This window comes from Neorhizobium tomejilense (genome assembly GCF_964254135.1).
Taxonomy (GTDB): Bacteria; Pseudomonadota; Alphaproteobacteria; order Rhizobiales; family Rhizobiaceae; genus Neorhizobium; species Neorhizobium tomejilense.
In genome coordinates this window covers 4,552,835-4,578,288 of record NZ_CAXUSO020000001.1, presented here as the reverse complement: position 1 = coordinate 4,578,288, position 25,454 = coordinate 4,552,835, and the positions used below count along the sequence as shown (strand labels likewise).

Annotated in this window: 28 protein-coding genes; 19 read left to right on the top strand and 9 right to left on the bottom strand. The window is 62.0% G+C overall.

The window, feature by feature from the left end; genetic code table 11:
- Positions 1–38 precede the first annotated feature (38 nt).
- The 8 genes from gshB to rsmI all read right to left on the bottom strand — a co-directional run bounded on the left by gshB (position 39) and on the right by rsmI (position 7,348).
- On the bottom strand, positions 39–989 hold the full coding sequence (gene gshB, locus ACSQ3G_RS22605) for a glutathione synthase (RefSeq protein ID WP_436111622.1): 951 nt from the start codon (positions 987–989) through the stop codon (positions 39–41).
- Between the two features lie 75 nt (positions 990–1,064).
- Positions 1,065–1,568, bottom strand: coding sequence for a cupin domain-containing protein (locus tag ACSQ3G_RS22600; protein ID WP_046667352.1), 504 nt, complete (start codon positions 1,566–1,568; stop codon positions 1,065–1,067).
- A gap of 109 nt (positions 1,569–1,677) precedes the next feature.
- Positions 1,678–2,778, bottom strand: coding sequence for a sn-glycerol-3-phosphate import ATP-binding protein UgpC (locus tag ACSQ3G_RS22595; RefSeq protein ID WP_436111621.1), 1,101 nt, complete (start codon positions 2,776–2,778; stop codon positions 1,678–1,680).
- 1 nt (position 2,779) lies between these two features.
- Entirely contained in the window at positions 2,780–3,628 is an 849-nt protein-coding gene (gene ugpE / locus ACSQ3G_RS22590) for a sn-glycerol-3-phosphate ABC transporter permease UgpE (protein WP_105417290.1), read from the bottom strand.
- A gap of 9 nt (positions 3,629–3,637) precedes the next feature.
- Complete coding sequence (ugpA, locus tag ACSQ3G_RS22585) at positions 3,638–4,522, bottom strand: sn-glycerol-3-phosphate ABC transporter permease UgpA (RefSeq protein WP_105402466.1); 885 nt, start codon at positions 4,520–4,522, stop codon at positions 3,638–3,640.
- Positions 4,523–4,599: 77 nt separating this feature from the next.
- The gene (gene ugpB / locus ACSQ3G_RS22580) at positions 4,600–5,922 is read right to left on the bottom strand and encodes a sn-glycerol-3-phosphate ABC transporter substrate-binding protein UgpB (protein ID WP_436111620.1); all 1,323 of its coding nucleotides are present in this window, start codon (positions 5,920–5,922) and stop codon (positions 4,600–4,602) included.
- Between the two features lie 123 nt (positions 5,923–6,045).
- A complete protein-coding gene (locus tag ACSQ3G_RS22575) occupies positions 6,046–6,444 on the bottom strand; it encodes a YraN family protein (protein ID WP_105402464.1) in 399 nt (132 codons plus the stop codon).
- Positions 6,431–7,348: a 16S rRNA (cytidine(1402)-2'-O)-methyltransferase gene (gene rsmI, locus ACSQ3G_RS22570; protein ID WP_105402463.1), complete on the bottom strand. Its 918-nt coding sequence runs from the start codon at positions 7,346–7,348 to the stop codon at positions 6,431–6,433. The genes ACSQ3G_RS22575 and rsmI overlap by 14 nt, the downstream gene beginning before the upstream one ends.
- A gap of 270 nt (positions 7,349–7,618) precedes the next feature.
- Here rsmI and dnaN point away from each other — a divergent pair, with 270 nt between their 5' ends.
- From dnaN to ACSQ3G_RS22535, 7 genes are all read left to right on the top strand, one after another.
- Positions 7,619–8,737, top strand: a complete 1,119-nt coding sequence (dnaN, locus tag ACSQ3G_RS22565) for a DNA polymerase III subunit beta (RefSeq protein WP_046630337.1) — start codon at positions 7,619–7,621, stop codon at positions 8,735–8,737.
- A 121-nt stretch (positions 8,738–8,858) separates the two neighbouring features.
- The gene (pmtA, locus tag ACSQ3G_RS22560) at positions 8,859–9,452 is read left to right on the top strand and encodes a phospholipid N-methyltransferase PmtA (RefSeq protein ID WP_046667346.1); all 594 of its coding nucleotides are present in this window, start codon (positions 8,859–8,861) and stop codon (positions 9,450–9,452) included.
- A 2-nt stretch (positions 9,453–9,454) separates the two neighbouring features.
- Complete coding sequence (locus tag ACSQ3G_RS22555) at positions 9,455–10,048, top strand: histidine phosphatase family protein (RefSeq protein WP_436111619.1); 594 nt, start codon at positions 9,455–9,457, stop codon at positions 10,046–10,048.
- Positions 10,045–10,737 carry an orotidine-5'-phosphate decarboxylase gene (pyrF, locus tag ACSQ3G_RS22550; protein WP_436111618.1) on the top strand — a complete coding sequence of 231 codons (693 nt, stop codon included), beginning with the start codon at positions 10,045–10,047 and terminating at the stop codon, positions 10,735–10,737. The genes ACSQ3G_RS22555 and pyrF overlap by 4 nt, the downstream gene beginning before the upstream one ends.
- A 148-nt stretch (positions 10,738–10,885) precedes the next feature.
- Positions 10,886–11,173 (top strand): DUF1330 domain-containing protein, encoded by a 288-nt coding sequence (locus tag ACSQ3G_RS22545; RefSeq protein WP_037079589.1) that lies wholly within the window; start codon positions 10,886–10,888, stop codon positions 11,171–11,173.
- A 102-nt stretch (positions 11,174–11,275) separates the two neighbouring features.
- Positions 11,276–12,256: a complex I NDUFA9 subunit family protein gene (locus ACSQ3G_RS22540; protein WP_436111617.1), complete on the top strand. Its 981-nt coding sequence runs from the start codon at positions 11,276–11,278 to the stop codon at positions 12,254–12,256.
- Positions 12,257–12,516: 260 nt separating this feature from the next.
- Positions 12,517–12,669, top strand: a complete 153-nt coding sequence (locus ACSQ3G_RS22535; RefSeq protein ID WP_007763306.1) for a hypothetical protein — start codon at positions 12,517–12,519, stop codon at positions 12,667–12,669.
- 40 nt (positions 12,670–12,709) lie between these two features.
- Here ACSQ3G_RS22535 and ACSQ3G_RS22530 read toward each other — a convergent pair whose 3' ends face one another.
- A complete protein-coding gene (locus tag ACSQ3G_RS22530) occupies positions 12,710–13,516 on the bottom strand; it encodes an undecaprenyl-diphosphate phosphatase (protein WP_436111616.1) in 807 nt (268 codons plus the stop codon).
- 156 nt (positions 13,517–13,672) lie between these two features.
- Between ACSQ3G_RS22530 and ACSQ3G_RS22525 the strand changes: the two genes are divergently transcribed.
- From ACSQ3G_RS22525 to ACSQ3G_RS22470, 12 genes are all read left to right on the top strand, one after another.
- Positions 13,673–14,365 carry a glutathione S-transferase family protein gene (locus tag ACSQ3G_RS22525; protein ID WP_046667341.1) on the top strand — a complete coding sequence of 231 codons (693 nt, stop codon included), beginning with the start codon at positions 13,673–13,675 and terminating at the stop codon, positions 14,363–14,365.
- The gene (queG, locus tag ACSQ3G_RS22520; protein WP_436111615.1) at positions 14,346–15,521 is read left to right on the top strand and encodes a tRNA epoxyqueuosine(34) reductase QueG; all 1,176 of its coding nucleotides are present in this window, start codon (positions 14,346–14,348) and stop codon (positions 15,519–15,521) included. Before ACSQ3G_RS22525 ends, queG begins: the two co-directional genes overlap by 20 nt.
- Positions 15,521–16,393 (top strand): SDR family oxidoreductase, encoded by an 873-nt coding sequence (locus ACSQ3G_RS22515; RefSeq protein ID WP_436111614.1) that lies wholly within the window; start codon positions 15,521–15,523, stop codon positions 16,391–16,393. Before queG ends, ACSQ3G_RS22515 begins: the two co-directional genes overlap by 1 nt.
- 382 nt (positions 16,394–16,775) lie before the next feature.
- Positions 16,776–17,186 (top strand): septal ring lytic transglycosylase RlpA family protein, encoded by a 411-nt coding sequence (locus tag ACSQ3G_RS22510; RefSeq protein WP_046630324.1) that lies wholly within the window; start codon positions 16,776–16,778, stop codon positions 17,184–17,186.
- A gap of 97 nt (positions 17,187–17,283) precedes the next feature.
- Positions 17,284–18,573, top strand: a complete 1,290-nt coding sequence (locus ACSQ3G_RS22505; RefSeq protein WP_436111613.1) for an RsmB/NOP family class I SAM-dependent RNA methyltransferase — start codon at positions 17,284–17,286, stop codon at positions 18,571–18,573.
- A 134-nt stretch (positions 18,574–18,707) separates the two neighbouring features.
- Positions 18,708–19,985, top strand: coding sequence for an imelysin family protein (locus ACSQ3G_RS22500; protein WP_436111612.1), 1,278 nt, complete (start codon positions 18,708–18,710; stop codon positions 19,983–19,985).
- Between the two features lie 52 nt (positions 19,986–20,037).
- On the top strand, positions 20,038–21,576 hold the full coding sequence (locus ACSQ3G_RS22495) for a di-heme oxidoreductase family protein (RefSeq protein ID WP_436111611.1): 1,539 nt from the start codon (positions 20,038–20,040) through the stop codon (positions 21,574–21,576).
- Positions 21,576–22,679, top strand: a complete 1,104-nt coding sequence (locus tag ACSQ3G_RS22490) for an imelysin family protein (protein ID WP_436111610.1) — start codon at positions 21,576–21,578, stop codon at positions 22,677–22,679. The genes ACSQ3G_RS22495 and ACSQ3G_RS22490 overlap by 1 nt, the downstream gene beginning before the upstream one ends.
- 4 nt (positions 22,680–22,683) lie before the next feature.
- Positions 22,684–23,766, top strand: coding sequence for a DUF1513 domain-containing protein (locus tag ACSQ3G_RS22485; protein WP_436111609.1), 1,083 nt, complete (start codon positions 22,684–22,686; stop codon positions 23,764–23,766).
- A gap of 37 nt (positions 23,767–23,803) precedes the next feature.
- On the top strand, positions 23,804–24,256 hold the full coding sequence (locus tag ACSQ3G_RS22480) for a TspO/MBR family protein (RefSeq protein ID WP_436111608.1): 453 nt from the start codon (positions 23,804–23,806) through the stop codon (positions 24,254–24,256).
- A gap of 71 nt (positions 24,257–24,327) precedes the next feature.
- Positions 24,328–24,777 carry a PaaI family thioesterase gene (locus tag ACSQ3G_RS22475; RefSeq protein ID WP_105402451.1) on the top strand — a complete coding sequence of 150 codons (450 nt, stop codon included), beginning with the start codon at positions 24,328–24,330 and terminating at the stop codon, positions 24,775–24,777.
- The gene (locus tag ACSQ3G_RS22470; protein WP_436111607.1) at positions 24,774–25,427 is read left to right on the top strand and encodes a 5'-methylthioadenosine/S-adenosylhomocysteine nucleosidase; all 654 of its coding nucleotides are present in this window, start codon (positions 24,774–24,776) and stop codon (positions 25,425–25,427) included. The genes ACSQ3G_RS22475 and ACSQ3G_RS22470 overlap by 4 nt, the downstream gene beginning before the upstream one ends.
- The last annotated feature ends 27 nt before the right edge of the window (positions 25,428–25,454 follow it).

Here is a 25,454-nt window from a genome sequence, read left to right as displayed (position 1 = left end):
GAACAAAGGCGATCCGTATCCGAAACGCCTTGCCTTCATCAGGCGCATTTTGCCTCGATTGCGTCCCAAAGGAGGCCTGCGACGTCGGCGCCGCCGAACTTCTTGACTTCGCGGATGCCCGTCGGGGATGTGACGTTGATCTCGGTCATGTAATCGCCGATGACATCGATGCCGACGAAGATGAAGCCGCGCTCGCGCAGGGCGGGTCCGATGCGGGAGCAGATTTCCTTCTCGCGCGGCGTGATCTCGGTCGCCTCGGCGCGGCCGCCGACATGCATGTTGGAGCGGCTGTCGTGTTCGGCGGGAACCCGGTTGATCGCGCCGACCGGCTCGCCGTCCACCAGCAGGATGCGCTTGTCGCCCTTGCGCACGGCCGGCAGATAGGCCTGGGCGATATAGGGCTCTCCGCGATACATCTGGCCGAACATTTCGAGCAGCGACGTGAAATTGCGGTCGTCGCGGGCGGAATGGAAAACCCCGGCGCCGCCATTGCCGTAGAGCGGCTTCAGGATGATATCGCCCATCTCTTCCCGGAAACGGGCGATTTCGCCCGGATCGCGGCTGATCAGCGTTGCCGGCATCAGATCGGCGAATTCGGTGACGAAAATCTTCTCCGGCGAGTTCCGCACCCAGGCGGGGTCGTTGACGACAAGCGTTTTCGGGTGGATGCGCTCGAGCAGATGCGTCGAGGTGATATAGCCCATGTCGAAGGGCGGATCCTGGCGCAGATGGACGACGCCCATCGCCGACAGATCGACGCGCTCCTTGTCGCCGAGCGTGAAATGATCGCCCTTGACGTCGCGCACCTGCAGCGGTTCGACAGCGGCGAAGATCTTGCCGTCACGCATGGTCAGGCGGTCGGGAGTGTAGTGAAACAGCTCGAAGCCACGCGCCTGCGCTTCGAGCGCCATGGCGAAGGTGGAATCGCCGGCAATGCTGATGCCGGAAATATGGTCCATCTGGAACGCGACCTTGCGGATTTTCGCCATGACTTCAGCCCCCTAGGATTGGCCCGCCTGATGTAGGATGGCGGGCCGTCAAAGGCAACTGCAATCGGGCCGATATCACGCGGAGATGCCGACCTGCGTCTTTGCCCGCAACATGTTGCGCAGGCGGAAAAGCATGGCGATCGGCTTCGGGAAAGGCCGGCGGATGAAGGCGACCTTCTTCAGATATTTGTCGATGCGCCAGGTGGCCCAGGTCCGTCCCTTGAAATAGGCGACATCGCCCGCCTGGAGAACGCGCTGCGTGCCGTCTTCGGCAGTCACATGCACTTCGCCCTCAAGGATCACCACCGTTTCGTCCCAGTGGAAGTACCAGCGGAACTCGCCCGCCGTGCATTCCCATACACCGGTCGTGGCGCAATCGTCCTCGGCGGTGGAATGAGAACCGGCGCGCGCCTGCGGATCGCCGGCGATGACCCAGGTGGGCTCGATCGGCATCGGCTTCATTTCGAGAGAATGCGGACAGGCGCCGACAAACGGCTTCACCTTCGGCTTCTCAGGTGCGTAGGATTTGGACCGAAATGCAATTGCCGCTGCGGTCGCGGCGAGGACGTGCCAACTCATGTTTCCCCCGGAAGCTGTCAATTCCGGGAGATGCTAACGGCAAAGAGTAAGCCCGCTCTTCAGGCCGATGTTAGAATTTTAACGATCCGCCCCAATTTTCGAGTTGAGCTCAGATAACCGGCTCGACCGGCGCGAGCTTTGCCTCCGCCGGAACGTTGCCCGGCAGCCGCTTGCCCGTTTCGATCGAGAAGAAGTGCAGGCGCTTGGCATCGACGGCAACGCGCATTTCCGGCGATAGCACAATCTCCGGCGAAACGGCGGCGGTGATCTGCTGGTCGCCGACGGTGCCGTGGATCAGGCGCTGGGCACCAAGCTCCTCGGTATATTCGAGACGGAAGGGCAGAGCCTCCTCGTCGTCGCGGGCGATGCGCAGATCCTCGGCGCGGACGCCGACGGTGACGGCACCGGAGGTCGGCGCGAAACCGTTGAGGGCGATCATCGCCGGGCCGATCGCCAGCTTGTCGCCATGCAGCTCGCCCTTGACGAGGTTCATGGCCGGCGAGCCGATGAAGCTTGCAACGAAGGTGGAGGCCGGCGCGTGGTAGACTTCCAGCGGTGCACCGATCTGCTCGATCTGGCCGCCGTTCAGAACGACGAGGCGGTCGGCTAGCGTCATGGCTTCGAGCTGGTCGTGGGTGACGTAGATCGACGTGGTACCAAGCCGGCGCTGCAGGCGCTTGATCTCGCCGCGCATGGAAACACGCAGCTTCGCATCGAGGTTGGAGAGCGGCTCGTCGAACAGGAAGGCTGCCGGCTTGCGGACGATGGCGCGGCCCATGGCGACACGCTGGCGCTGGCCGCCGGACAGCTGGCGGGGCTTACGCTCCAGATACTGGGTGATCTCCAGCATGCGGGCGGCTTCGGCGACACGGGCGTCGATCTCGGCCTTCGGCGTGCCGCGGTTCTTCAGACCGTAGGCGAGGTTGTTGTAGACCGTCATATGCGGATAGAGCGCATAGTTCTGGAACACCATGGCGATATCGCGTTCGGCCGGCTCGATCTGGTTGACGACTCGTCCGGCGATCTTCACTTCCCCTGAAGAAATAGCTTCCAGCCCTGCAACCATGCGCAGCAGCGTGGACTTGCCGCAGCCCGAAGGGCCGACGAGGACGATGAACTCGCCGTCGACGATATCAATAGAGACGGAACTTACCGCCTTCACGCCGCCCGTATAAATCTTCGAAACTTCTGAAATGTGAATTCCAGCCATGTTATTTCTCCGTTTCAGTGAGCCCGCGGATGAACAACCGCTGCATGAAAACCACGACGAGGATGGGGGGAAGCATGGCGAGAACGGAACCTGCCATGACCAGCTGCCACTCGATGACACCGTCCTGCACGGTGACCATGCGCTTCATCCCCATCATCAGCGTGTAATAGCCGGGGTCGGTGGTCACCAGGAGCGGCCAGAGGTACTGAACCCAGCCATAGATGAAGAGGATGACGCATAGCGCGCCGATATTGGTGCGCGAGAGCGGCAGCAGGATGTCCCGGAAGAACTTCATGGGGCCTGCCCCGTCCACCCGGGCCGCTTCCAGAAGCTCGTCGGGGACCGTCATGAAGAACTGGCGGAACAGGAAGGTCGCCGTGGCCGATGCGATCAGCGGGACGGTCAGACCGGCCCACGAATTCAGCATGCCGAGGTCGGCGACGATCTTGTATGTCGGCATGATGCGCACCTCGACCGGCAGCATCAGGGTCACGAAGATGATCCAGAAGGCCAGCAGCCGGAACGGAAACCGGAAGTAGACGATGGCGAAGGCGGAAAGGATCGAGATCGAGATTTTTCCGATCGTGATCGCCAGTGCCATGATCAGAGAGTTCAGCGCCATGTGCGAATAATTGGGCAGGCCGTGAGCCGCGGAGGCGCTCGTCAGAATGGTCGAATAGTTCTCGATGAGATGCGATCCCGGCAGAAGCGGGACAGGTCCGCTCATCAGCGTCGAGACGTCATGGGTCGATGCCACGATCGCGACATAGACCGGTAGCGCGACCATCAGAAATCCGAGGATCAGGAAAGCGTGGGTGAGGAAGGTCAGGAAGGGGCGATTTTCAACCATGATCGTTCCTCAATACTGGACGCGGCGTTCGACGAAGCGGAACTGGACGAAGGTCAGCAACATCACGATCAACATCAGCAATACCGACTGCGCCGAGGACGAACCGATGTTGAGACCAACGTAGCCGTCCTGATAGACCTTGTAGACGAGCGTGGTCGTCGCCTGGGCGGGCCCGCCGCCCGTCGTGGCATCGACGATCGGGAAGGTATCGAACATCGTGTAGTTCACGTTGATGATGAACAGGAAAAACGTCGTCGGCGACAGAAGCGGCAGAGAGATGGTGAAGAAACGCCTCACCGGGCCCGAACCGTCGATGGCGGCAGCCTCGATCAGCGACTGTGGCACCGACTGCAACCCGGCCAGGAAGAAAAGGAAGTTGTAGGAGATCTGCTTCCAGGCTGCCGCGATGATGATCAGGATCATGGCATGCGTGCCATTGAGATCATGGTCCCAGCGAATGCCCAGGCGCTCCAGGAAGAAGGGCAGCAGGCCAGTGGATGTATTGAAGAGAAACCACCACAGGACCCCCGCCACGACAGGTGCGACGGCGTAAGGCCAGACAAGCAGGGTGGTATAGACTTTTGCGGACCGCGCCAGGCGATCGACCGCGGCCGCGAATGCGAGGCCGAGCATCATCGAAAGAACGGTGACGGATACCGCGAATACGGCGGTGCGCCAGAGCGCATCCAGATAATTTGGGTCCGCAAACAACTGCCGATAGTGGGTCAACCCTACGAAAACGGTCGAGAAGCCAAACGGGTCCTCCCGCTCGAAGGAGGATTTCACTGCCTGCGCTGCAGGCCAGATGAAGAAGACGAGCGTGATAGCGAGCTGGGGCGCGAGCAGCAGATAGGGCAGCAGGCGGTTGTTGAAGGTTGTTCTTTTGGTATCCACCGGTCCCTCACCACAACGTAACAAGCAAGCAAGGGAGGGCCGGCGACAGCCGGTCCTCCCCGCAGCGATCTGAACAATCAGTTCGAGTTGGCAGCCTCGAATTCACGTAGAAGCGCATTGCCGCGCTGCACCGCGCTGTCGAGCGACTGCTTGGCGTCCTTCTTGTTGGCGAGGAGTGCCTGGAACTCTTCGTCGACAATGGTGCGGACCTGGGTGAAGTTGCCGAACCGCACGCCCTTCGAATTTTCCGAGGGAGTACCGCGGGTGATCTGCTTGATGGCGATGTCGGAACCCGGGTTCTTTGCGTAGTAGCCCTGCTTCTGGCCGAGATCGTACGCCGCATTGGTGATCGGCAGGTAGCCGGTGAACTGGTGCCAATCGGCCTGGACTTCCGGCTTGGAAAGATAGCTGAAGAACTTGGCTACGCCCTTGTAGGTCGCCTTTTCCTTGCCGTTCAGCACCCAGAGGGTGGCGCCGCCGATGATGGAGTTCTTCGGCTCCTTGATCTCGTCGTCGTAGTAAGGCAGCGGGGCGAAGCCTGGTGTGAAGGTCTTGGCGTTGTTGATGACGCCTGCGCGACCTGCGGAGGAGTTCATCGTGATGGCGCATTCCTGGGAATAGAACATGGTCGCCGCCTGGTCGCCACCGACCGGACCGCCATACTTGAACAGGCCTTCGTCCTGCCACTTCTTCAGGTTTGCCCAGTGCTTGGTCTGCAGAGGACCGTTGAAGCTGAATTCAGACTTCACACCGCCGAAACCGTTCTGCAGAGTGCCGAAAGGCTTGTCATGCAGCGCCGAAAGGTTTTCGGTCTGGACCCAGGTGATCCAGGCCGAGGTGAGGCCGCACTTGGCAGCGCCGGAGGAAACGATCTTCCTCGAGAATTCCTCGACTTCCTTCCAGGTCTTCGGGGCAACCTCAGGATCAAGGCCGGCCTTTTTGAAGACGTCCTTGTTATAGTACATGATCGGCGTGGAGGAATTGAAGGGCAGCGACAGGATGTTGCCCTGGGTATCGGAATAGTAACCGGTGACCGGAGACAGGAATGTCTTCGTGTCGAAGGGTTCGCCTTCATCGGCCATCAGCTTGTAGACCGGGTAGACGGCGCCCTTGGCGGCCATCATCGTGCCGGTACCAACTTCGAAGACCTGAACGATGGCGGGCTGCTGGCCGGCACGGAACGCGGCGATCGCGGCGGTCAACGTTTCCGGATAACTTCCCTTGTAGACCGGAACGACCTTGTAGTCGCTCTGGCTCTCGTTGAACTTCTGAGCGATCTCTTCGAGCTTCTTACCGAGCTCGCCGCCCATGGCATGCCACCAGGTGACCTCGGTCGCAGCAAGCGACGAGGTCGCGGACAGTGCGACCGCGATCGCGGCCATCGAAAGCTTTTTGAACATTTTAAGGTCCTCTCCACCTTTGTTGGGGTGAGGACCGCAATAGGGCCAGGCTGTGACAGGCCCTTAACAGTTTTATGTCAGGAATATTACATTGCACACCTATGCAATAATTTCACATCAGCGTCAGAAAGCGTTCGCAAAATGCCGCGGCAGACGGCCGGGAAGCACCGCGATCACGTCGTAACGCCGAGACAATCTGGCGGCATCCTGTCGCTTTGAAAGCCAGACATCGCTTGCTGCGCGAATTCGGCTCTGAGTGACGTAACCGACGGCGTCAATCGCCTCCTGTTCGCCGACCCGCGCCTTGACCTCGACAAAGGCCACCAGATCGCCTTTGCGGACGATCAGATCGATCTCCCCGAGCTTGGTACGGTAACGGATCGCCAGAACTCGATAGCCCTTGACCAGGAGATAAAGCGCAGCGAGATATTCCGAGACATGGCCCCATCGCTGAGCCTTTTGCCGCTGAGCTTTCTGCCGCTCGACCTTGCGGCGCCTTAAGCCTGGGTCAATCTCCGCCACCCGCCTCGCCTTTCAGGTTCAGAAGCCGCTGATAAAGATCCTTGCGCGGAAGTCCGGTGACGCGGGCAGCTTCGGCGGCAGCCTTGGCGGCTGGCATGGAGGTTGAAAGCTCGCGCAGCAGCGCGTCCACCTCGATTTCTCCGGGCGGTTCCTCAGCTTCAGGCGGCGCCAGGAGCAGCACGATCTCGCCCTTCACGACGCGGTCGTCATTGTAATAGGCGGCAAGCTCCTCCAACGTGCCGCGGCGAAACTCCTCGAACGTCTTCGTCAATTCGCGGCAGACCGCAGCGCGTCGGCCCGCCCCGAGCACTTCGGCGGCAGCGCCAAGCGTTGCGCCGATGCGATGCGGCGATTCAAAGAAGATCAAAGTCGCCGGCACTTTCGAAAGCTCGGCCAGCCGGTCCCGCCGGCCCTTGTCCTTGACCGGCAGGAAGCCGGCAAACAGGAACGCATCGGACGGCATGCCGGAGCCGACGAGGGCTGCAAGCGGCGCCGAGGCGCCGGGGATCGGCACGACCTTATGGCCGGCCTCGATCGCCATCTGACCGAGCCGGTAACCGGGATCGGAGACGAGCGGCGTGCCGGCATCGGAGACCAGCGCCACCGATTTCCCCTCCTGCAGCGCCGCGATGAGCTTCGGCCCGACCTCGTCGGAATTATGCTCGTGATAGGCGTAGGGACGGTTGACGATGCCGTAGCGGTCGAGCAGCACGCGGGTCACCCGGGTATCCTCGCATGCGAGCACATCGGCACCTGAGAGCGTTTCGAGCGCCCGCAGCGTGATGTCGCCGAGATTGCCGATCGGGGTTGCGACCAGATAAAGCGCCGGCTCCAGCGGTCGCGCGGGCACGAAAGTATTGGCGACGCGATAGCCGCGCTGGCTGCTCTTCGGTTCATCGGTCAAGGGGTATCACGCGCAGATGGATGGTCATGAGCCTTTATGGGCAAGCCGGCCGGCTTCGGCAAGTAACGGGCAAGCTGTTGAGAACGCATATTTTCTGTGTGCAGTGCGTGAGACAGATGTGAAATGACTTGCTAACGCCTTGTTCACCTCTTGCTTTTCGAACGGGTTGTCTGCCATTTTGCCGGTCCACATCATCCGGCTGGTCCAAAGCCGGCAGAATATCAGGGGTCCGGCCCTGCCGGATCGCCACGGTCGAAAGCGATTGCGTCCATGCGTATTACTCTTGAGCGGTCCAACCTTCTGAAGTCGCTGAACCACGTGCATCGCGTGGTGGAGCGGCGGAACACGATCCCGATCCTTTCCAACGTGCTGATGCGCGCGTCCGGCGCCAGCCTCGACCTGAAGGCGACCGACCTCGATCTCGAAATCACCGAGGTCCTGCCGGCCATGGTCGAGACTGCCGGAGCCACGACGGTGCCGGCGCACCTGCTTTATGAAATCGTCCGCAAGCTGCCGGACGGTTCCGAGGTGCTGCTCGCCACCAACCCGGACGGCGGCTCGATGACAGTGCAATCCGGCCGCTCGAAGTTCTCTCTGCAGTGCCTGCCGGAATCGGACTTCCCGGACCTTACCGCCGGCAGCTTCACGCATACGTTCAAGCTGAAGGCGACCGATCTGAAAATGCTGATCGACCGCACCCAGTTCGCGATCTCCACCGAGGAGACCCGCTATTACCTGAACGGCATCTTCTTCCACACGATCGAAGCCGACGGGGACCTGAAGCTTCGCGCGGTCGCGACCGACGGTCACCGTCTGGCGCGCGCCGATGTGCAGGCACCGTCGGGCTCGGAAGGAATGCCGGGCATCATCATTCCCCGCAAGACGGTCGGCGAGCTGCAGAAACTGGTCGACGATCCGGAGGCGGCTGTCACGATCGAGGTTTCGGACGCCAAGATCCGCGTCACAATGGGCTCGGTGGTGATGACCTCGAAGCTGATCGACGGCACTTTCCCGGATTACCAGCGGGTCATCCCGACCGGCAACGACAAGGAAATGCGCGTCGATTGCCAGAGCTTTACCAGGGCCGTCGACCGCGTCTCGACCATTTCTTCCGAGCGCGGCCGCGCCGTAAAACTGTCGCTGACCGACGGCCAGCTGATGCTGACCGTCAACAATCCGGATTCCGGCAGCGCCACGGAAGAGGTTGCGGTCGGTTACGACAACGACCCGATGGAAATCGGCTTCAACGCCAAATACCTGCTCGACATTACCGCCCAGCTTTCGGGCGACGACGCGATCTTCATGCTGGCGGATGCCGGTTCCCCGACACTGGTGCGCGACACGGCGGGCGACGACGCGCTCTATGTGCTGATGCCGATGCGCGTTTAAATCATGAAGGCGGCCGGAAACCCCGGCCGCCTTTTTCATACGGGTTTCCCAAGTGCGACATTTTTCCTTGCTTTTGCGGCATTGGGGTTCCACATGGGGCAAAATGGGAGAGGATAAGAAAATGGAACTGCGCTTGAAGGAGCGGCTCGGCCGCAAGTTCGATGATGAGATCCGGTTCTTCAAGGGCTGGATCGATGGCCCGAAACGGGTCGGCGCGATCTGCCCCACCTCTTCCGTTACCGCCAAACGCATGGCAAGCGTCATCGACACGGCCTCGGGCCTGCCCGTCCTGGAACTCGGACCCGGCACCGGCATCATTACCAAGGCGATCCTGAAGCACGGCGTCTCGCCGGAAAACCTGGTCTCCATCGAATATTCGACCGATTTCTTCCAGCATCTCGTCCGCACCTATCCCGGGGTCAAGTTCGTCAACGGCGACGCTTTCGATCTCAACCGCACGCTCGGTGCCTTGAAGGACAAGACCTTCGACAGCGTTATTTCGGCAATCCCGCTTTTGAGCTTCCCGATGGAGCGCCGCATCGCGCTGCTCGAAGACCTGCTCAACCGCATCCCGGCCGGCCGGCCGGTGATGCAGATCACCTACGGTCCCGTCTCGCCGATCATCGCCCAACCCGACCGTTACCGGATCAAGCACTACGATTTCGTCGTCAGGAACATCCCGCCGGCGCAGCTCTGGACCTATAGCCGCGGCTGACCATGACGTTCGGCCTCTACATCACTCATCCGCAGGTCCGGATCGATCCCAACGTTCCAGTGCCCCGTTGGGGGCTTTCGGATGTCGGCGCCGCCCGCGCCCGCGAGGCCGCCAAATCCGATTGGGCGAGGAAATTGGGCCGGATCGTCTCCAGCGACGAGGTGAAGGCGATCGAGACTGCGGAAATCCTTGGCCTCGCCTCGGGCATTTCGATCGAGATCGCGGAAGATACCCACGAGAACGACCGGTCGGCGACGGGCTTTCTGCCGCCGCCGCAGTTCGAGGATGCGGCCAACTGGTTCTTCGCCCACCCGGAAGAGAGCTTCAAAGGCTGGGAGCGCGCCGTGGACGCCCAGAGACGCATCGTTTCGGCGGTCGCCAGAATTCTCGCCGATCACGATCCAAGCGTGCCGATCGCCTTCGTCGGCCATGGCGGTGTTGGAACGCTGTTGAAATGCCACCTCACCGGCTCGCCGATCGCCCGCGACCGGGACCAGCCGGGTGGCGGCGGAAATCTCTTCTGCTTCACCCTTGCGGATCGGACGCTCTCATGCGACTGGACGCCCATCGAAAAATGGGAAGGGTTCCAGGCATGAACGCTCGTGATCGCCTCATCGTAGGCCTCGATATTCCGACCATCGGCGAAGCCGAAAAGATGGTCGCCACGCTCGGTGACACCGTTTCCTTCTATAAGATCGGCTATCAGCTCGTATTCGCCGGCGGTCTCGAACTTGCACGCGATCTCGCAAAGGATGGCAAAAAAGTCTTCCTCGACATGAAGCTGCTCGACATCGACAACACGGTCGCGAAGGGCGTCGAGAACATCGTCAAGATGGGCATGACCATGCTCACCCTGCACGCCTATCCGAAGGCGATGCGCGCCGCGGTCGAGGCAGCAAAAGGTTCCGACCTCTGCCTGCTCGCGGTTACCGTCCTGACCTCGATGGACGAGACGGACCTCGTCGATGCCGGTTACGAATACGATCCGCATACGCTGGTTCTGCGACGTTCCGAACAGGCGCTGGTCGCTGGCATGGGCGGCATCGTCTGCTCGGCAGAGGAATCGGCTGCGGTGCGCAAGATCGTCGGCCCCGACATGGCGATCATTACGCCGGGCATCCGCCCTGCGGGCTCGGAAGCGGGCGACCAAAAGCGGGTCATGACGCCTTCGGACGCATTGCGGGCAGGGTCGAGCCACCTCGTCGTCGCCCGCCCGATCGTCAAGGCGCCGGATCCGAAGGCTGCGGCACAGGCAATTCTCGCCGAGATGCAGGGCGTGCTCTGACGACTATTCGTTGCCGGAGACGATTCTCCCTGCCGTGATCCGAGATGAGTTCCGGCGGACCGCAGGATAGGCGCAAAGCCCGTCATATTGACTCGCCCCGGAATTTGCCTGAAGTCATCGCAACCGAAAACACGCTGGAGGAAATACCATGGCCAAGGGATATTGGGTTGCCCGCGTCGATGTCCGCGATCCGGAACGCTACAAGGATTATATCGCAGCCGCCACGCCCGCCTTCGAGAAATACGGCGCCAATTTCCTCGCCCGCGGTGGTGCGATGGCGGCGATGGAAGGCAAATCCCGCGCCCGCAACGTCATCATCGAGTTCCCGTCGATGCAGGCTGCCATCGACTGCTACAATTCCCCCGAATATGCGATCGCCATCAAGATCCGCCAAGAAGTGGCGGATGGCGAAATCGTCGTCCTCGACGGCCTTTAAGAACCGGTTGTCGCGGGCGGTGCGGCAGTGGAGACACTTCCACCCGTGCCGCGATTCGGTTAAACAGCACTCATCTCGTCCCACAGGCTCCCGGAGCACGCCATGACCATCAACAACCTTCCGCCGCTCGTCACCGTTTTCGGAGGGTCGGGCTTCGTCGGCAGGCATGTGGTTCGTACGCTCGCCAAGCGCGGTTATCGCGTCCGGGTTGCCGTCCGCCGCCCGGATCTCGCAGGCTTCCTACTGCCGGCCGGCTATGTCGGCCAGATCTCGCTGGTCCAGGCGAACCTTCGCTACCGCCAGTCGGTCCTGAAGGCCGCCGAAGGCGCTTCGCATGTGGTCAACTGCGTCGGCATCATGTTCGAGAGCGGCCGCAACACGTTCGATGCGGTCCAGGATTTTGGTGCTCGGGCGGTTGTCGATGCGGCACGTGCGGCCGGTGCCAAGCTTACCCATATTTCCGCGATCGGCGCCGATGCCAACTCGGAATCGTCCTATGCCCGCAGCAAGGGCCGCGCCGAGGCGACGATCCTTTCGACGCTGCCGGATGCGGTGATCCTGCGGCCGTCGATCATGTTCGGGCCGGAAGACAGCTTCTTCAACAAGTTCGCCTCCATGGCCCGCACCTTCCCCGCCCTGCCGCTGATCGGCGGCGGCAAGACGAAGTTCCAGCCGGTCTATGTGGAGGACGTCGCCGAAACCGTCGCACGCTCCGTCGACGGCACGATCGCAACGGGAAAAATCTATGAGCTGGGCGGCGGCGAGGTCATGACCTTCCGCCAGTGTCTCGAGACGATGTTGCGCGTCACCAATCGCAGCAATGCGCTCGTCTCGCTGCCCTTCGGCATCGCCTCGCTGATCGGCAGCATCGCGTCTCTGATCCCCTTCGTCCAGCCGCCGATCACCAGCGACCAGGTGAAGTTGTTGAAGATCGACAACGTGGTTTCCGATGCCGCCGTCACGGAAGGCCGCACGCTGCAGGGGATAGGCATCCGCCCGACGCTCGCCTCTTCGATCCTGCCATCCTACCTTGTGCAGTACCGCCCGCAGGGGCAATACACCGGTTCCGGCCGCGCCGCCTGACATTCGTTAACCATATCACGCGATTGATTTCGCTCCGGCATGCCGGCAGTGCCCGCTGAAAATTCGGGCACCCCTTTGTTGTCGCTCATGTTTCGGGCAAGGATTGTGGCACAAAGGTCGCAGTGGCCGATGCAGTCGCGTTAACGGCCGGTTCAGCAAAATCCTTTATTGAATTCTTCTAATCCAACCCATAGATCCTCCCTCACCAAACAAGCGGCGCAACCGTGACGATAAAATCTTCCATCGAAAGGCATTCCTCCATGGGCAAGCCCATCGCCCTCTTTTTTGCATGCGCAGCGCTGATCATCCTCGCGGGCTCCTTCATGGCCCCGACGACGGGCGCAGCCGGCAAGAGCGAATGCACGCCCGCATACGGCGTCGACCCGTGCAGCACGGCATCCATCCATCACTGACATGATCGGGAAGTCGGCGGCCTTTTGAGCCGCCTTCTTTTTACGCTCCCAGCAGCAGGGCGATCAGGCCCGCGGCACCGATGGCGATTCGCCAGTAGGCGAACGGCGCATAGCCCCGGCTCGATACGAAATCGAGCAGCGATCGCACCACCACGATGGCGGTGACGAAGGCGGCGACGAAACCGACAGCGATCACGGCGCCGTCGTCGAAACTTAACGCATTGCGGTTTTTATAAAGATCGAGCACGAAGGCGCCGAGCATGGTCGGCATGGCGAGGAAGAACGAAAATTCCGCCGCCGAGCGCTTGTCCGCGCCGAGCAGAAGCGCGCCGACGATCGTCGCGCCGGAACGCGAGGTCCCGGGGATCATCGCCACGCATTGGAACAGCCCGATCTTGAACGCGAGCGACGGCGGATAATCCATCACGTCGTGGTATTTGGGCTGGAACTTGATCCTGTCGACCACAAGCAGCACGAAGCCGCCGAGGATCAGCATGACACAGATCAGCATGGGTGTTTCGAATAGCACGGCCTTGATGAAGCTGTGGGCCAAAGCGCCGATCACCGCCGCGGGCAGGAACGCGATCAGCACCGTTGCCACGAACCTGCGCGCCTTGGGACTGGTCGGCAGATCGGCCGCGATCTGCAGCAGCTTGCGGGCATAAACGAGCAGGATGGCGAGGATCGCACCGAGCTGGATCAGGACCGCGAAAGTGTTGCCGGGAGATTGGAAACCGAGGAAATGACCAGCCAAAAGAACGTGGGCGGTCGAGGAAACGGGAAGAAATTCAGTGAGCCCCTCGATCAAACCGAGGATGAGCGCACTGATGATGGACTGATCCGCCATTCTTAATCCTTTATTGAGCAGATAAGGGCAGTTTTAAGCAGTTTATGAGCCGTTGCTTGTCTTGGGACTACCAAATCCATATAGCTGCCATATGTCAGGCGGGCGCGCGAGGCGCCCCTGCCCCTCCTATACGAAGTTCGTGAAGTTCAAGTATCCATGCCCACGCTCTATCATCATTCCATGTCTTCGGCCTCCCGGTTCGTCCGGCTGATTCTCGCCGAATACGGCTTTCAGGCGGACTTGCTCGAGGAGCAGCCGTGGGAAAAGCGGCGGGAATTCCTGACGCTCAATCCTGCGGGCACGCTCCCGGTCTATGTCGACGACAGCATGAGAGTGCTTTGTGGCCCTTCCGTGCTCCTGGAATTCCTCGACGAAACCCATGGCGTGCTGAAGCGTGACCGCCGGCTGCTTGCCGAAGACCCGTGGCAACGCGCCGAGATCCGGCGCCTGACGGAATGGTTCCTGCAGAAGATGGAGCAGGATGTCACCCGGCCGCTGACCCGGGAGCGGGTCTACAAGCTGCAGATGACGACCGCCCAGGGCGGCGGCGCGCCGGACTCGAAGGTGCTGCGCACATCCCGCGCCAACATCCGCCAGCATATGAAATATCTCTCCTGGCTTGCCGGATCACGGCCATGGCTCGCGGGCGACCGCCTGAGCTATGCCGATCTCGCCGCTGCCGCTTCGATTTCGATTCTCGATTATCTTGGCGAGATCGACTGGTCGGAGACGCCGGTCGCCAAGGACTGGTATCAGCGGCTGAAATCGCGACCCTCCTTCCGGCCGATGCTTGCCGAACGCATCCGCGGCCTCACCCCGGTATCTCATTATGCGGACCTTGATTTCTGACGCGACCTCGCGGGAGGAAGAAAAGACGCTCCGGCGGCGAGAGAAGCTGACCGCCTTCATCCGCGAGGAGGCGAAGGCGCAGGGCTTCGATCTCTGCCATGTTACCGGCCCGGACAGCATCCCGCGGGCGCCGGAGCGGCTGGAGGTTTTCCTGGCCGACGGCCATCACGGCAGCATGGACTGGATGGCGGAGACGAGGCTGCGCCGCGCCGATCCGAAGGTGTTGTGGGAGCAGGTGCGTTCGATCGTGATGTTCGGGCTGAACTACGGGCCGGACGAAGATCCGCGCGGCGTTCTCGAAAAGCCCGACAAGGCGGCGATCTCGGTCTATGCGCGCAACCGCGATTATCACGACGTCATCAAGGGCCGGCTGAAGGAGATCGCGACGCGCTTTGCCGCGCGCGCCGGCGAGGACGTGAAGGTCTTCGTCGATACCGCACCGGTGATGGAAAAGCCGCTGGCGGAGGCGGCCGGTCTCGGCTGGCAGGGCAAACATACCAATCTCGTCAGCCGCACCCATGGTTCCTGGCTTTTCCTCGGCAGCCTGTTCACCACGGCAGACCTTATTATAGACGCGCCCGAGACCGATCATTGCGGCTCCTGCCGGGCCTGTCTCGACGCCTGTCCGACGGCTGCCTTTCCGGCTCCCTATCGGCTCGACGCGCGCCGCTGCATTTCATACCTCACGATCGAACACAAAGGTCCGATCGATCCGGAATTTCGGCCGCTGATCGGCAACCGCATCTATGGTTGCGACGACTGTCTTGCCGCCTGTCCCTGGAACAAGTTTGCGGCGAGCGCCTCGGAAATGAAACTGCAGGCGCGCGAGGACCTGAAGGAGCCGTCGATCGCGTTTCTGCTGACCTTGGACGATGCGACTTTTCGAACCTTCTTCAGCGGCTCGCCTGTCAAACGCATCGGCCGCGACCGGTTTATCCGGAACGTGCTGATCGCAGCGGGCAATTCCGGTGATGCCAGCCTCATCGGGCAATGTCTCGAGCTTGCGGGCGACCCCTCGCCCGCGGTGCGCGGCATGGCTATATGGGCCCTGAAGCGCCTGATGACGGATATGGACTTCGCGCGGTTTGCAGAGGCACGCGGCGCCGAAGAGGATACGGAAGTGCTGGAAGAATGGCGATTGGCGGGAGCGGCCTGATGAATGTGATGATCTTCGGATGCGGCTATTCGGGCCAGGCAATCGCCGAGGCCTTCAAATCCGAAGGCCATCAGGTCTCCGGCACGGTCAGAACGGCCCATAAGGCACTGGAGCTCGCGGCCCGTGACATCAAGGCCTTCGTGTTCGACGGCAGCCCGTTCAGCGAAGAACTGCTGACAGAGCTTCGGGAGACGACGCACCTGGTGCAGTCGATCCCGCCCGGCACCGAGGGCGACCCGCTGCTGAAGCTCATCTCCGGACGGCTACGCGCGCTTTGCCCGAAACTCGAATGGGTGGGCTATCTCTCGACCGTCGGGGTTTATGGCGACCATGGCGGCGGCTGGGTCACCGAGGAGACCCCGGGCAGCCCGATCCACGGCCGGTCGATCGAACGGGTCGATACGGAAGATACCTGGGCTGCCAAAGGGCGGGCCGCCGGTCTGCCTGTGGCGAGCCTGCGCCTCGCCGGCATCTACGGGCCCGGCCGCAACGCTTTCGTCAATCTCGCACGCGGCACTGCGCGACGTATCATAAAGAAAGAGCAGGTCTTCAATCGCATCCGCGTCGAAGACATCGGCGGCGCGGCGCTCTTCCTCGCCAAGGGCAATGTCGGCGGAATATATAATGTCACCGACGACGAGCCCGGCCCGCCCCAGGATGTCATCGTCGAAGCGGCCCGGCTGATGGGTGTCGAGCCGCCACCGGAACTGGACTTCGAGACCGCTGACATGACGCCGATGGCGCGTTCGTTCTACGGCGCCAACAAGCGGGTTTCGAATGCCAAGATCCGCGCTGCGGGGTTCCAGTTCCAGTTCCCCAATTACCGCATGTCGCTCGCCGAAATGTGGGCCTCGGGCCGTTGGCGAGGATAAAATTCCCATTTTGAAACGGTTGAAATTTCCATCTTCTGGCGCCTTTCCGGTTATAATTTCTTAATACCTGAGGCTTGAGATCACAAAATTTGCCCAAATGAGGCAAGGAATCTCGCAAAGCAACAAATTTTTTTCTGCGATTTACGTGATCGCAGACTCTCTCCGAGTCTTACCGGAACCATATTCCTCTTTCTGACTGTTTTTAAAGGTTTTCTTCCTCAGAAGCTTAGCTGGCTTCTTAAAAATATCGACGGCAATCTAATCACAAATGTTACAGAGTGTAACGTTCCGTGATCGAGAGTCCCACTTTTTCGCCACTTTTCGCCCCGCTTAGCCATTTTGCACGCAACGTGCAGGGACAAAACGAACGGGGACGACCGACTTGACAACAATTCGACGCTCGACTTTCGCCGCGGCCTCCATTGCTGCTTTTGCAACTCTCGGCGCCGCGCAAGCCAATGCTGCGCCTGGATGCGGTCACGCATCCTGGTATGCCCTCGGATCCAAGACGGCATCCGGGGAGCGAATGAACCCCTCTCTGATGACGGCGGCCCACCGGACGCTGCCATTCGGCACCAAGGTTGTCGTGACCAACAAGCGCAACGGCAAAAGCGTCGTCGTTCGCATCAACGACCGCGGGCCATTCATCCGCGGCCGGGTGATCGACGTTTCCAAGGCCGCCGCCAAGAACATCGGCATGATCAGCTCCGGCACCGCCCAGGTCTGTTACCAGATCGTCGACGCCGGCGATCAGAAGGTCCCGGGCAAGGGCCTGAAAGCGATCGAAGGCTGAGGCTGGCCGGAGAGACGGTTTAGACCGACCTATTGCCCTATCGCGCGATCACGGTTACGACCCGTGCCACACGGGTGCAACCGACACGGAGAGCGACATGCGATTGGGCGGACGAATTGCCGGAGCCATTGAGGTGCTGGCCGATATCGAGACGCGCAGGCGCCCTGTCGCCGACGCTCTCAAAGACTGGGGCCTTGCCCATCGTTTCGCCGGTTCCGGCGATCGTGCCGCAATCGGCAACATCGTCTACGACGCATTGCGCATGCGTCTGTCGCATGCCTGGCTCATGGACGACGAAAGCCCGGCGGCCCTCGCCTACGCGGTCCTGATCCGGCAATGGGGCTTCACACCCGAGGCGCTCCAGGCCGAGTTTACCGACGACCGTTTCGCGCCGCCGGCTCTGACCGACGCGAACCTCTCGTCGCTCGCTTCCCGCAATCTCGGGGACGCGCCCCTGCATGTGCAGGGCGACATACCCGACTGGATCCAGCCGTCCTTCGAAGCCAATTTCGGCGAGGACTGGCTCGTTGAGGCCAAGGCATTGGCCGACCGCCCGACCCTCGATCTGCGCGCCAACACGCTGAAGGCGTCTCGCGAGAAGGTCGTCAAGGCGTTGGAACGCTCGAACGCAAAGGCTTCGCGCATCGCCCGCAACGGCATCCGGATTGCAGCCGGCGAAGGGGCGTCCCGCCTGCCCAACGTCACCGCCGAGCTTTCGTTCCAGAAAGGCTGGTTCGAAGTCCAGGACGAAGGCTCGCAGATCGTCGCCGAGCTCGTGCAGCCGGGCGAACACGACCAGGTTCTCGATTACTGCGCCGGCGGCGGCGGCAAGACGCTCGCCATGGCGGCCGCCATGCACAACAAAGGCCAGATCCACGCCTATGACGCCGACCGCAAGCGACTGGCGCCGATCATCGAGCGGCTGCGGCGCGCAGGCACCCGCAATGTGCAGGTGCATGACGACGCGCGCCAGCTCAACGCCCTGAAAGGCAAGCTGGATGCGGTCCTGGTCGATGCGCCCTGCACCGGCACCGGCACGTGGCGCCGCCGACCGGACACCAAATGGCGGCTCACGCCCAAAAACCTCGACGAGCGCATTGCCCAGCAGCAGGAGGCGCTTGCCGAAGCCGCCGTCTTCGTGAAGCCGGGCGGTGCACTTCTCTATGTCACCTGCTCGATCCTGCCGGAGGAGAACGATGCCCAAGTCTCGCGCTTCTGCGCCGAGAATCTGGAGTTTTCCATCGCACCCGCAGCGGAGCATTGGGACGGCATTTTCGGAAAGGACGCGCCGCGGCCTCGCTCGAAAGATGCACTGACCGTAACTTTGACGCCCGCAAGTACCGATACGGACGGATTCTTTTTCTGTCGCATGCAACGCAAAGTTTGAGTGCGACAGGATCAAAGTCAAAGTCGAGTTCTACTTTCAAATTATTCTAAACTAGATAGTTTGACACCAGTTTCCAATTGCGCGATGAACCCCTTGACGGCCGGGGAGAGATCCGGGCCGTGAAGGAGAGGGACATGATCCGCAAGACCGTTCTCGGCGCCGCCCTGGCGCTTTTCGCCGCCTCCGCGGCGTTCGTCGTGACAGAGGCGCAGGCCGCCACCACATCCGCCGCCGTCCTCAAGCATTATGCCGAGCTGGCGCATGCGAAATACGAGGACTCGCTGACAACAGCGCAGGCCCTCGACAAGGCAATCAACGCATTCCTCGCCAAGCCCGGCGAAGAGACGCTGAAGGCTGCCAAGGACGCATGGATCGCCGCCCGCGCTCCCTACCAGCAGACGGAAGTCTACCGTTTCGGCAACCCGATCGTCGACGATTGGGAAGGCAAGGTGAATGCCTGGCCGCTCGATGAAGGCCTGATCGACTATGTCGACGCCTCCTACGGCAAGGAGAGCGACGAGAACGCGCTCTATACCGCTAACGTCATTGCCAACCCGAAGATCAAGGTCAACGGCAAGACGCTCAACCTTTCGAAATTCGACGCCAAGACGCTGCGCAGCCTGAACGAGGCCGGCGAGATCGAGGCGAACGTCGCGACCGGCTACCATGTCATCGAATTCCTGCTCTGGGGCCAGGACCTGAACGGCACCGGGCCGGGTGCCGGCAAGCGTCCCTATACGGACTACGACAAGGCAAATTGCACCAACGGACATTGCGACCGCCGCGCCGAATACCTGAAAGCCGCGTCTGCGCTGCTCGTCTCCGATCTCAAGGACATGGTCACCGCCTGGGGGCCGAAGGGCAAGGCGACCAAGAACGTCGAGGCCAATTCCAAGAAAGGCCTGACCGCCATCCTGACCGGCATGGGCTCGCTCTCCTATGGCGAGCTTGCCGGCGAGCGCATGAAGCTCGGCCTGCTGCTGCACGACCCGGAAGAAGAGCATGATTGCTTCTCCGACAACACCTACAACTCGCATCTCTACGATGCGATCGGCATCAAGTCGGCCTATACGGGCGAATATATCCGCGTCGACGGCACCAAGATGACCGGCCCGTCGCTCTCCGAGCTGGTTGCCGCGACCGACAAGGCGCTCGATACCGAAATGCTCGGCAAGCTGGATGCGACGCTCGCGGCCATGAACGCCATGGCTGACCGGGCGAAGAAGGTCGAGGCCTACGACCAGATGATCGGCGAAGGCAATGCCGAGGGCAATGCGGTCGTCCAGAAGGCGATCGATGGCCTGATCGACCAGAGCAAGAGCGTCGAGCGCGTCATTGCGTCGCTGAAGCTGGGCAAAGTAGAGCTTGAAGGTTCCGACAGCCTCGATAATCCTGACGCCGTCTTCAAATAAGCAATGAAAAGGCGGGCCGCGGCTGACCTTCAGCCTGCGGCCCGGTATCCCAATGAGAACGCCCAAGCCTTTCGTCTTCCTGCTGCCGATCCTTTCGGGCGCTCTCTTTCTCATGCCGCTGATCGCGACCGGCGGCGATACGCTTTTTCCGACCGCCCGCACGGATCTCAATCCGAAGGACCAGAAACGCGTCGAGAGCGTCACGCGGCCGACGACGGATTTTTCCAAGCCCGAGCAGTTCGAGACCATGTCGGGCGGGGCCGCGACCAGCCGCGCCGATGTCAATGGCGATGCCTTCTCGCATTTCTCCGCCAACATCACCTTCGAGGAAGAAGGGACGTTCAAGCTCGGCAATGCGCTGTTCACCAAGCTCTGGGTCTCGGCGCCGTCCTCGACCCAGGCGTCCGACGGGCTGGGGCCGCTCTTCAACGCCCGCGCCTGCCAGAGTTGCCACCTGAAGGATGGCCGCGGCCACCCGCCGGAAGGCGGTGCCGACGCGACCTCGATGTTCTTCCGACTCGCCCGCCCGGCGCGCACCGACGATGAGCGCGAAGCTGTTGCCGATTACAGGAAGCTCAATTTCCCCGACGCGATCTATGGCGAGCAGTTGCAGGACCTCGCCGTGTCCGGCCTCGCCTCCGAAGGCCGGATGCAGGTTTCCTACGAGGAAATCCCGGTCAAGCTTGGCGACGGCGAAGTGGTCAACCTGCGCAAGCCGAGCTATTCGGTCGCAGACCTCGGCTACGGTGCCATGGAAGGCGACGTGACGCTTTCGCCGCGGATCGCGCCGCCGATGATCGGCATGGGTCTGATCCAGGCTATCCACGATGCCGACATTCTCGGCCGAGCCGACCCGGACGACAAGGACGGCGACGGGATTTCCGGCAAGCCGGCCATGGTGCGCGACCACAAGACCGGCGAACTGAAGCTCGGCCGCTTCGGCTTCAAGGCACAGAATGCCTCGGTCCGCGACCAGAGCTCGTCCGCCTTCGCCGGCGACCTCGGCATCTCCACTCCCGACAATCCGTTCGACCACGGCGACTGCACGAAGGCGGAGGCTGCGTGCCTCGCCATGCCGACCGGCGTACAGCAGCGGCTCGGGCCGGTCGAAGCACCCGATCCTGTCCTGCCGCTCGTCACCTTCTATTCCGAAAACCTTGCGGTGCCGGCCCGCCGCGATATCGCCGACAAAACGGTCCTGAAGGGCAAGGAACTGTTCTATCAGGCCGGCTGCACCGCCTGCCACACGCCGAAATTCGTGACCAGCCGCGATGCCGGCAACAAGGCGCAGGCTTTCCAGCTGATCTGGCCCTATTCGGATTTCCTGCTGCACGACATGGGCGAAGGCCTTGCCGACGGCCAGCCGGTGGGCGTCGCGAGCGGCAGCGAGTGGCGCACACAACCGCTCTGGGGCATCGGCCTTACCGAAACCGTCAATGCCCACACGTTCTTCCTGCATGACGGCCGGGCAAGAAACCTGACGGAGGCTGTCCTCTGGCATGGCGGCGAGGCGCAGAAGGCCCGCGATGCCTTCGCCGCGCTCGGAAGACAAGACCGTGCCGCCCTCCTCAAATTCCTGGAGTCGCTCTGATGCGCAAGATTCTTTTTGCAGGCCTCGTCTCGCTGCTTCCCGCCGCCGCCTTCGCGCAGGAAGGTGAACCTGCTCCCTCGGTGGACCTGCCGATGGCTGACGTCACCAAGGTGATGACGGCGGCGGTGGACGGGTTCATCCGACCCGGATACGACGCCTTCCACGAGTCCGCGGGCAAGATGACGACGGCGATGAAGGCGCTCTGCGAGGCACCCTCCAGGACGAACTACGATGCCGCGAAAAGCGCCTTCCGCGATGCGGCGGTCAGCTGGGCGCATATCGAGGTGGTACGTGTCGGTCCTGTCATCGAGCAGAACCGCTTCGAGCGCATCCTGTTTTATCCCGACCGCAAGAGCACCGGGTTGAAGCAGGTCCAATCGGTCCTCTCCAAGGTCGACGAGACCGCCACCGATCCCGCCACGCTCGGCACCAAGAGTGTCGCCATGCAGGGTTTCGGGGCGCTGGAATACGTGCTTGCCGGCACTGGCTCCGACGAACTTCTGAACGTGAAAAACAGTTACCGCTGCCGCTATGGCACGGCCGTCGCCGGCAATATCACCAATGTCGCCAAGGAGCTTTCCGATATCTGGGACGCGCCCGACGGCATACAGAAGACGTGGGAACAGCCGGGGCCTGACAACCTCAATTTCCGCACCGGCGGCGAGGCGATCACGGCGCTACTCGGCATTCTCGTGCATGGCGCCGAAGCGGTGCGCGACCAGCGGATCGAGACCTTCTACAAGGGCGCCGACAAGGCGAAATTCCCGAAACAGGCACTGTTCTGGCGCTCGGAGAACACCTGGACGGCCATCAAGGGCAATCTCGAAGGCCTTTCGACCCTGCTCGAAAAATCCGGGATGGTGGAACTGCTGAAGGAAAAGGACCGGCCGATCGTCGCCGCGACCCAGGCGAAGCTGACGTCGATGATCGAGCTTTCGGCGAAGATCACGCCGGACCTCGAAAAGGCGGTCGAGAGCGCTGCCGAGCGCAAGAAGCTCGACACGCTGCTGGCGGACGGAAAGGACGTGATCACCAAGCTGAACGACGGTTATGGCGGCGCGATCGGGCTCAGCTCCGGCTTCTCGTTTGCGGACGGCGACTAAGACCATGTGGCGCGGCGAGGCCATCGACCGGCGGGGTTTCCTGAAGGCGGCGGGGACCGCCTTCACGACCGCGCTAGCGCCCCGCTCGCTGATGGCCCTCGAACGTGCGGATGCGGTCTATGCCTCGGGTTTTCGCGCGCCGGACGGCTCGTTCGGCGTCGCCACCGTTTCGGAGCGCGGCGAGATCATCGACCGCGTCGCGCTTCCCGCCCGCGCCCACGGCATGGCCTATAGCACCGCCACTGGCCGCACCGTCGCCTTCGCCCGCCGTCCCGGCACGTTCGCCATGGTGTTCGATCCGTCGCGGCAGGCCGAACCGGTGATGATCACCTCCCCGGAAGGCCGGCATTTCTACGGGCATGGCCATTTTTCACCAGACGGAACCCGGCTCTATGCCAGCGAGAACGATTTCGACGGCAATCGCGGCACGATCGGCGTCTACGACGCCCGAGACAAATTCCGCCGCATCGCAGAGTTCGACGCCCACGGCATCGGCACCCATGACATGACCGTCTCCGACGACGGCAAGCTGTTGGTCATCGCCAATGGCGGCATCGAGACTCATCCGGCTTTCGGGCGCACCAAGCTCAATGTCGATCGCATGGAACCGTCGCTGGTTCTGCTTGAGGCGAAGACCGGCCACCTCATCCAGCGGCACCGCCTGCCCGCTTCGCTCAAACAGCTTTCGACCCGCCATCTCGATATCGCGGAAAACGGCCGCATCTGGTTCGCCTGCCAGTGGGAAGGGGCGCGCAACGCGCTGCCGCCGCTTGCCGGCTGGTTTGCCAAGGGCGAGGACCTGTCCTTCGTCTCGCTGCCGGAGGAAACAACGGTCCGGCTTGGCAACTATGTCGGCGCCATCGCCGTCAACCGTCGTGACAACGTCGTTGGCCTCACCTCCCCGGTCGGCGGGGCCGCGGTCACGCTCGACGCGAAAACCGGGGTCGTGGTGAAGGAAGAAACCATCCGCGATGCCGCCGGCGTCGCGCCCGCAGATCATGGCATTGCCGTTTCGTCCTATGATGGACGGTTCAACGAGAGGCATAGCCAGGTCGCCTGGGACCAGCACATCGTCCGGCTGGGCTGACCTTTACCCGCTACGGAAGCGCCCTAGTTGCGGCGGGATGAGCAAAACCGTCGTTATGATCCTCTTCATCATCGCCTGCGTCGCACTCGGCGCCTTGAGCGGCGCAAGCAACCAGCCTGGCGAGTGGTACCAGTCGCTCGACAAACCCTTCTTCAATCCGCCGAGCTGGATTTTCGCTCCCGTCTGGACGATCCTTTACGTCCTGATCGGCGTCGCACTTTCCGAGACATGGTATGACGAGAACAACAGCCGCCGCCTCGTTCTCTTTGCCGTTCAGGCTGCGCTCAACCTTCTGTGGTCGCCGGTTTTCTTCGGCCTGCAGAGCCCTGTTCTCGGCCTCGTCGTCATCGTGCCGCTGCTGGTCTCGATCCTGCTGTTCATCGTCGCCAGTTGGCGGGAAAACCGCAGGGCTGCATGGCTTTTCGTGCCCTATGCGCTCTGGGTCGCGTTCGCCACGCTCCTCAACCTGTCGATCGTCCTCATGAATTAAGCACGCTCCATCGTACGACTTGCCGAACATCGCCCGCCATGCCAATTTCGCATCTGCGAAAGGGACGGGACATGGACGGGAGAGACACGGGCGATTTCCGCGAACGGGTGCGCCAGAGTTTTGGTCGACAGGGCGCGATGGCGATGCTTGGCGCCGAGCTGACACGCGTCGAACAGGCGATCGTCGAGATCGAGCTGCCTTTCGACATCAAGCTCACCCAGCAGCACGGTTTCCTGCATGCCGGCGTGATTTCCGCGGCACTTGATGCCGCCTGCGGTTATGCCGCCTATACCGTCATCGAACCGGAAGCCTCGATCCTCACCATCGAGTTCAAGGTGAATCTGATGTCGCCCGGCCGCGGCGATCGTTTTCTGTTCCGTGGCGAAATCACCAAGCCGGGCTCGACGATAATAGTCGCCGACGGCCGCGCCTATGCGATCGGCGACGGCCCCGCCAAACTCATCGCTTCCATGACCGGCACCATGATGGTGATACGGGGCCGAGAGGACGTAACTGGATGACTTCTCCCCTTCCCCTCGGCGAGCCGAGCCTTGCCGGCGGTAAATCCATTCTCTTCGTGATGGCGGTCGATGCCGAGTACGGCCCGGCGCTGAAATCCCGCATCAAGCCGCTGATGACCGGCGTCGGCCCGGTCGAGGCGGCTGTCGTGCTATCCCATGCGCTGACACGCCTGGAAGCGACGGACGATCTGCCCAATCTCGTTGTCTCGCTCGGCTCGGCCGGTTCCCGCAATCTCGAACAGACGGAAATCTATCAGGCCTCGTCGGTCGCCTATCGGGACATGGACGCCTCGCCGCTCGGGTTCGAGAAAGGCCGCACGCCCTTCCTCGACCATCCGGCGATCATGCCGCTTCCCTTGCGCATCCCCGGCGTCAGGGAAGCCTCGCTATCGACCGGGGGCAACATCGTCTCCGGTGCCGCCTATGATCTCGTCGGCGCCGACATGGTCGATATGGAGACGTTCGCGGTGCTGCGCTGCTGCCAGCTTTTCGGCCTGCCGCTGATCGGCCTGCGCGGCATTTCCGACGGCAAGGAAGAGCTGAAGCATGTCGGCGACTGGACCGAATACCTGCATGTGATCGACAAAAAGCTGGCGGATGCGGTCGACAGCCTGTTCGAGGGGTTGGAGGATGGCGCCATCGTCCTCTGAAGGCGCGATTTTCGCCGCGTTCCCCGT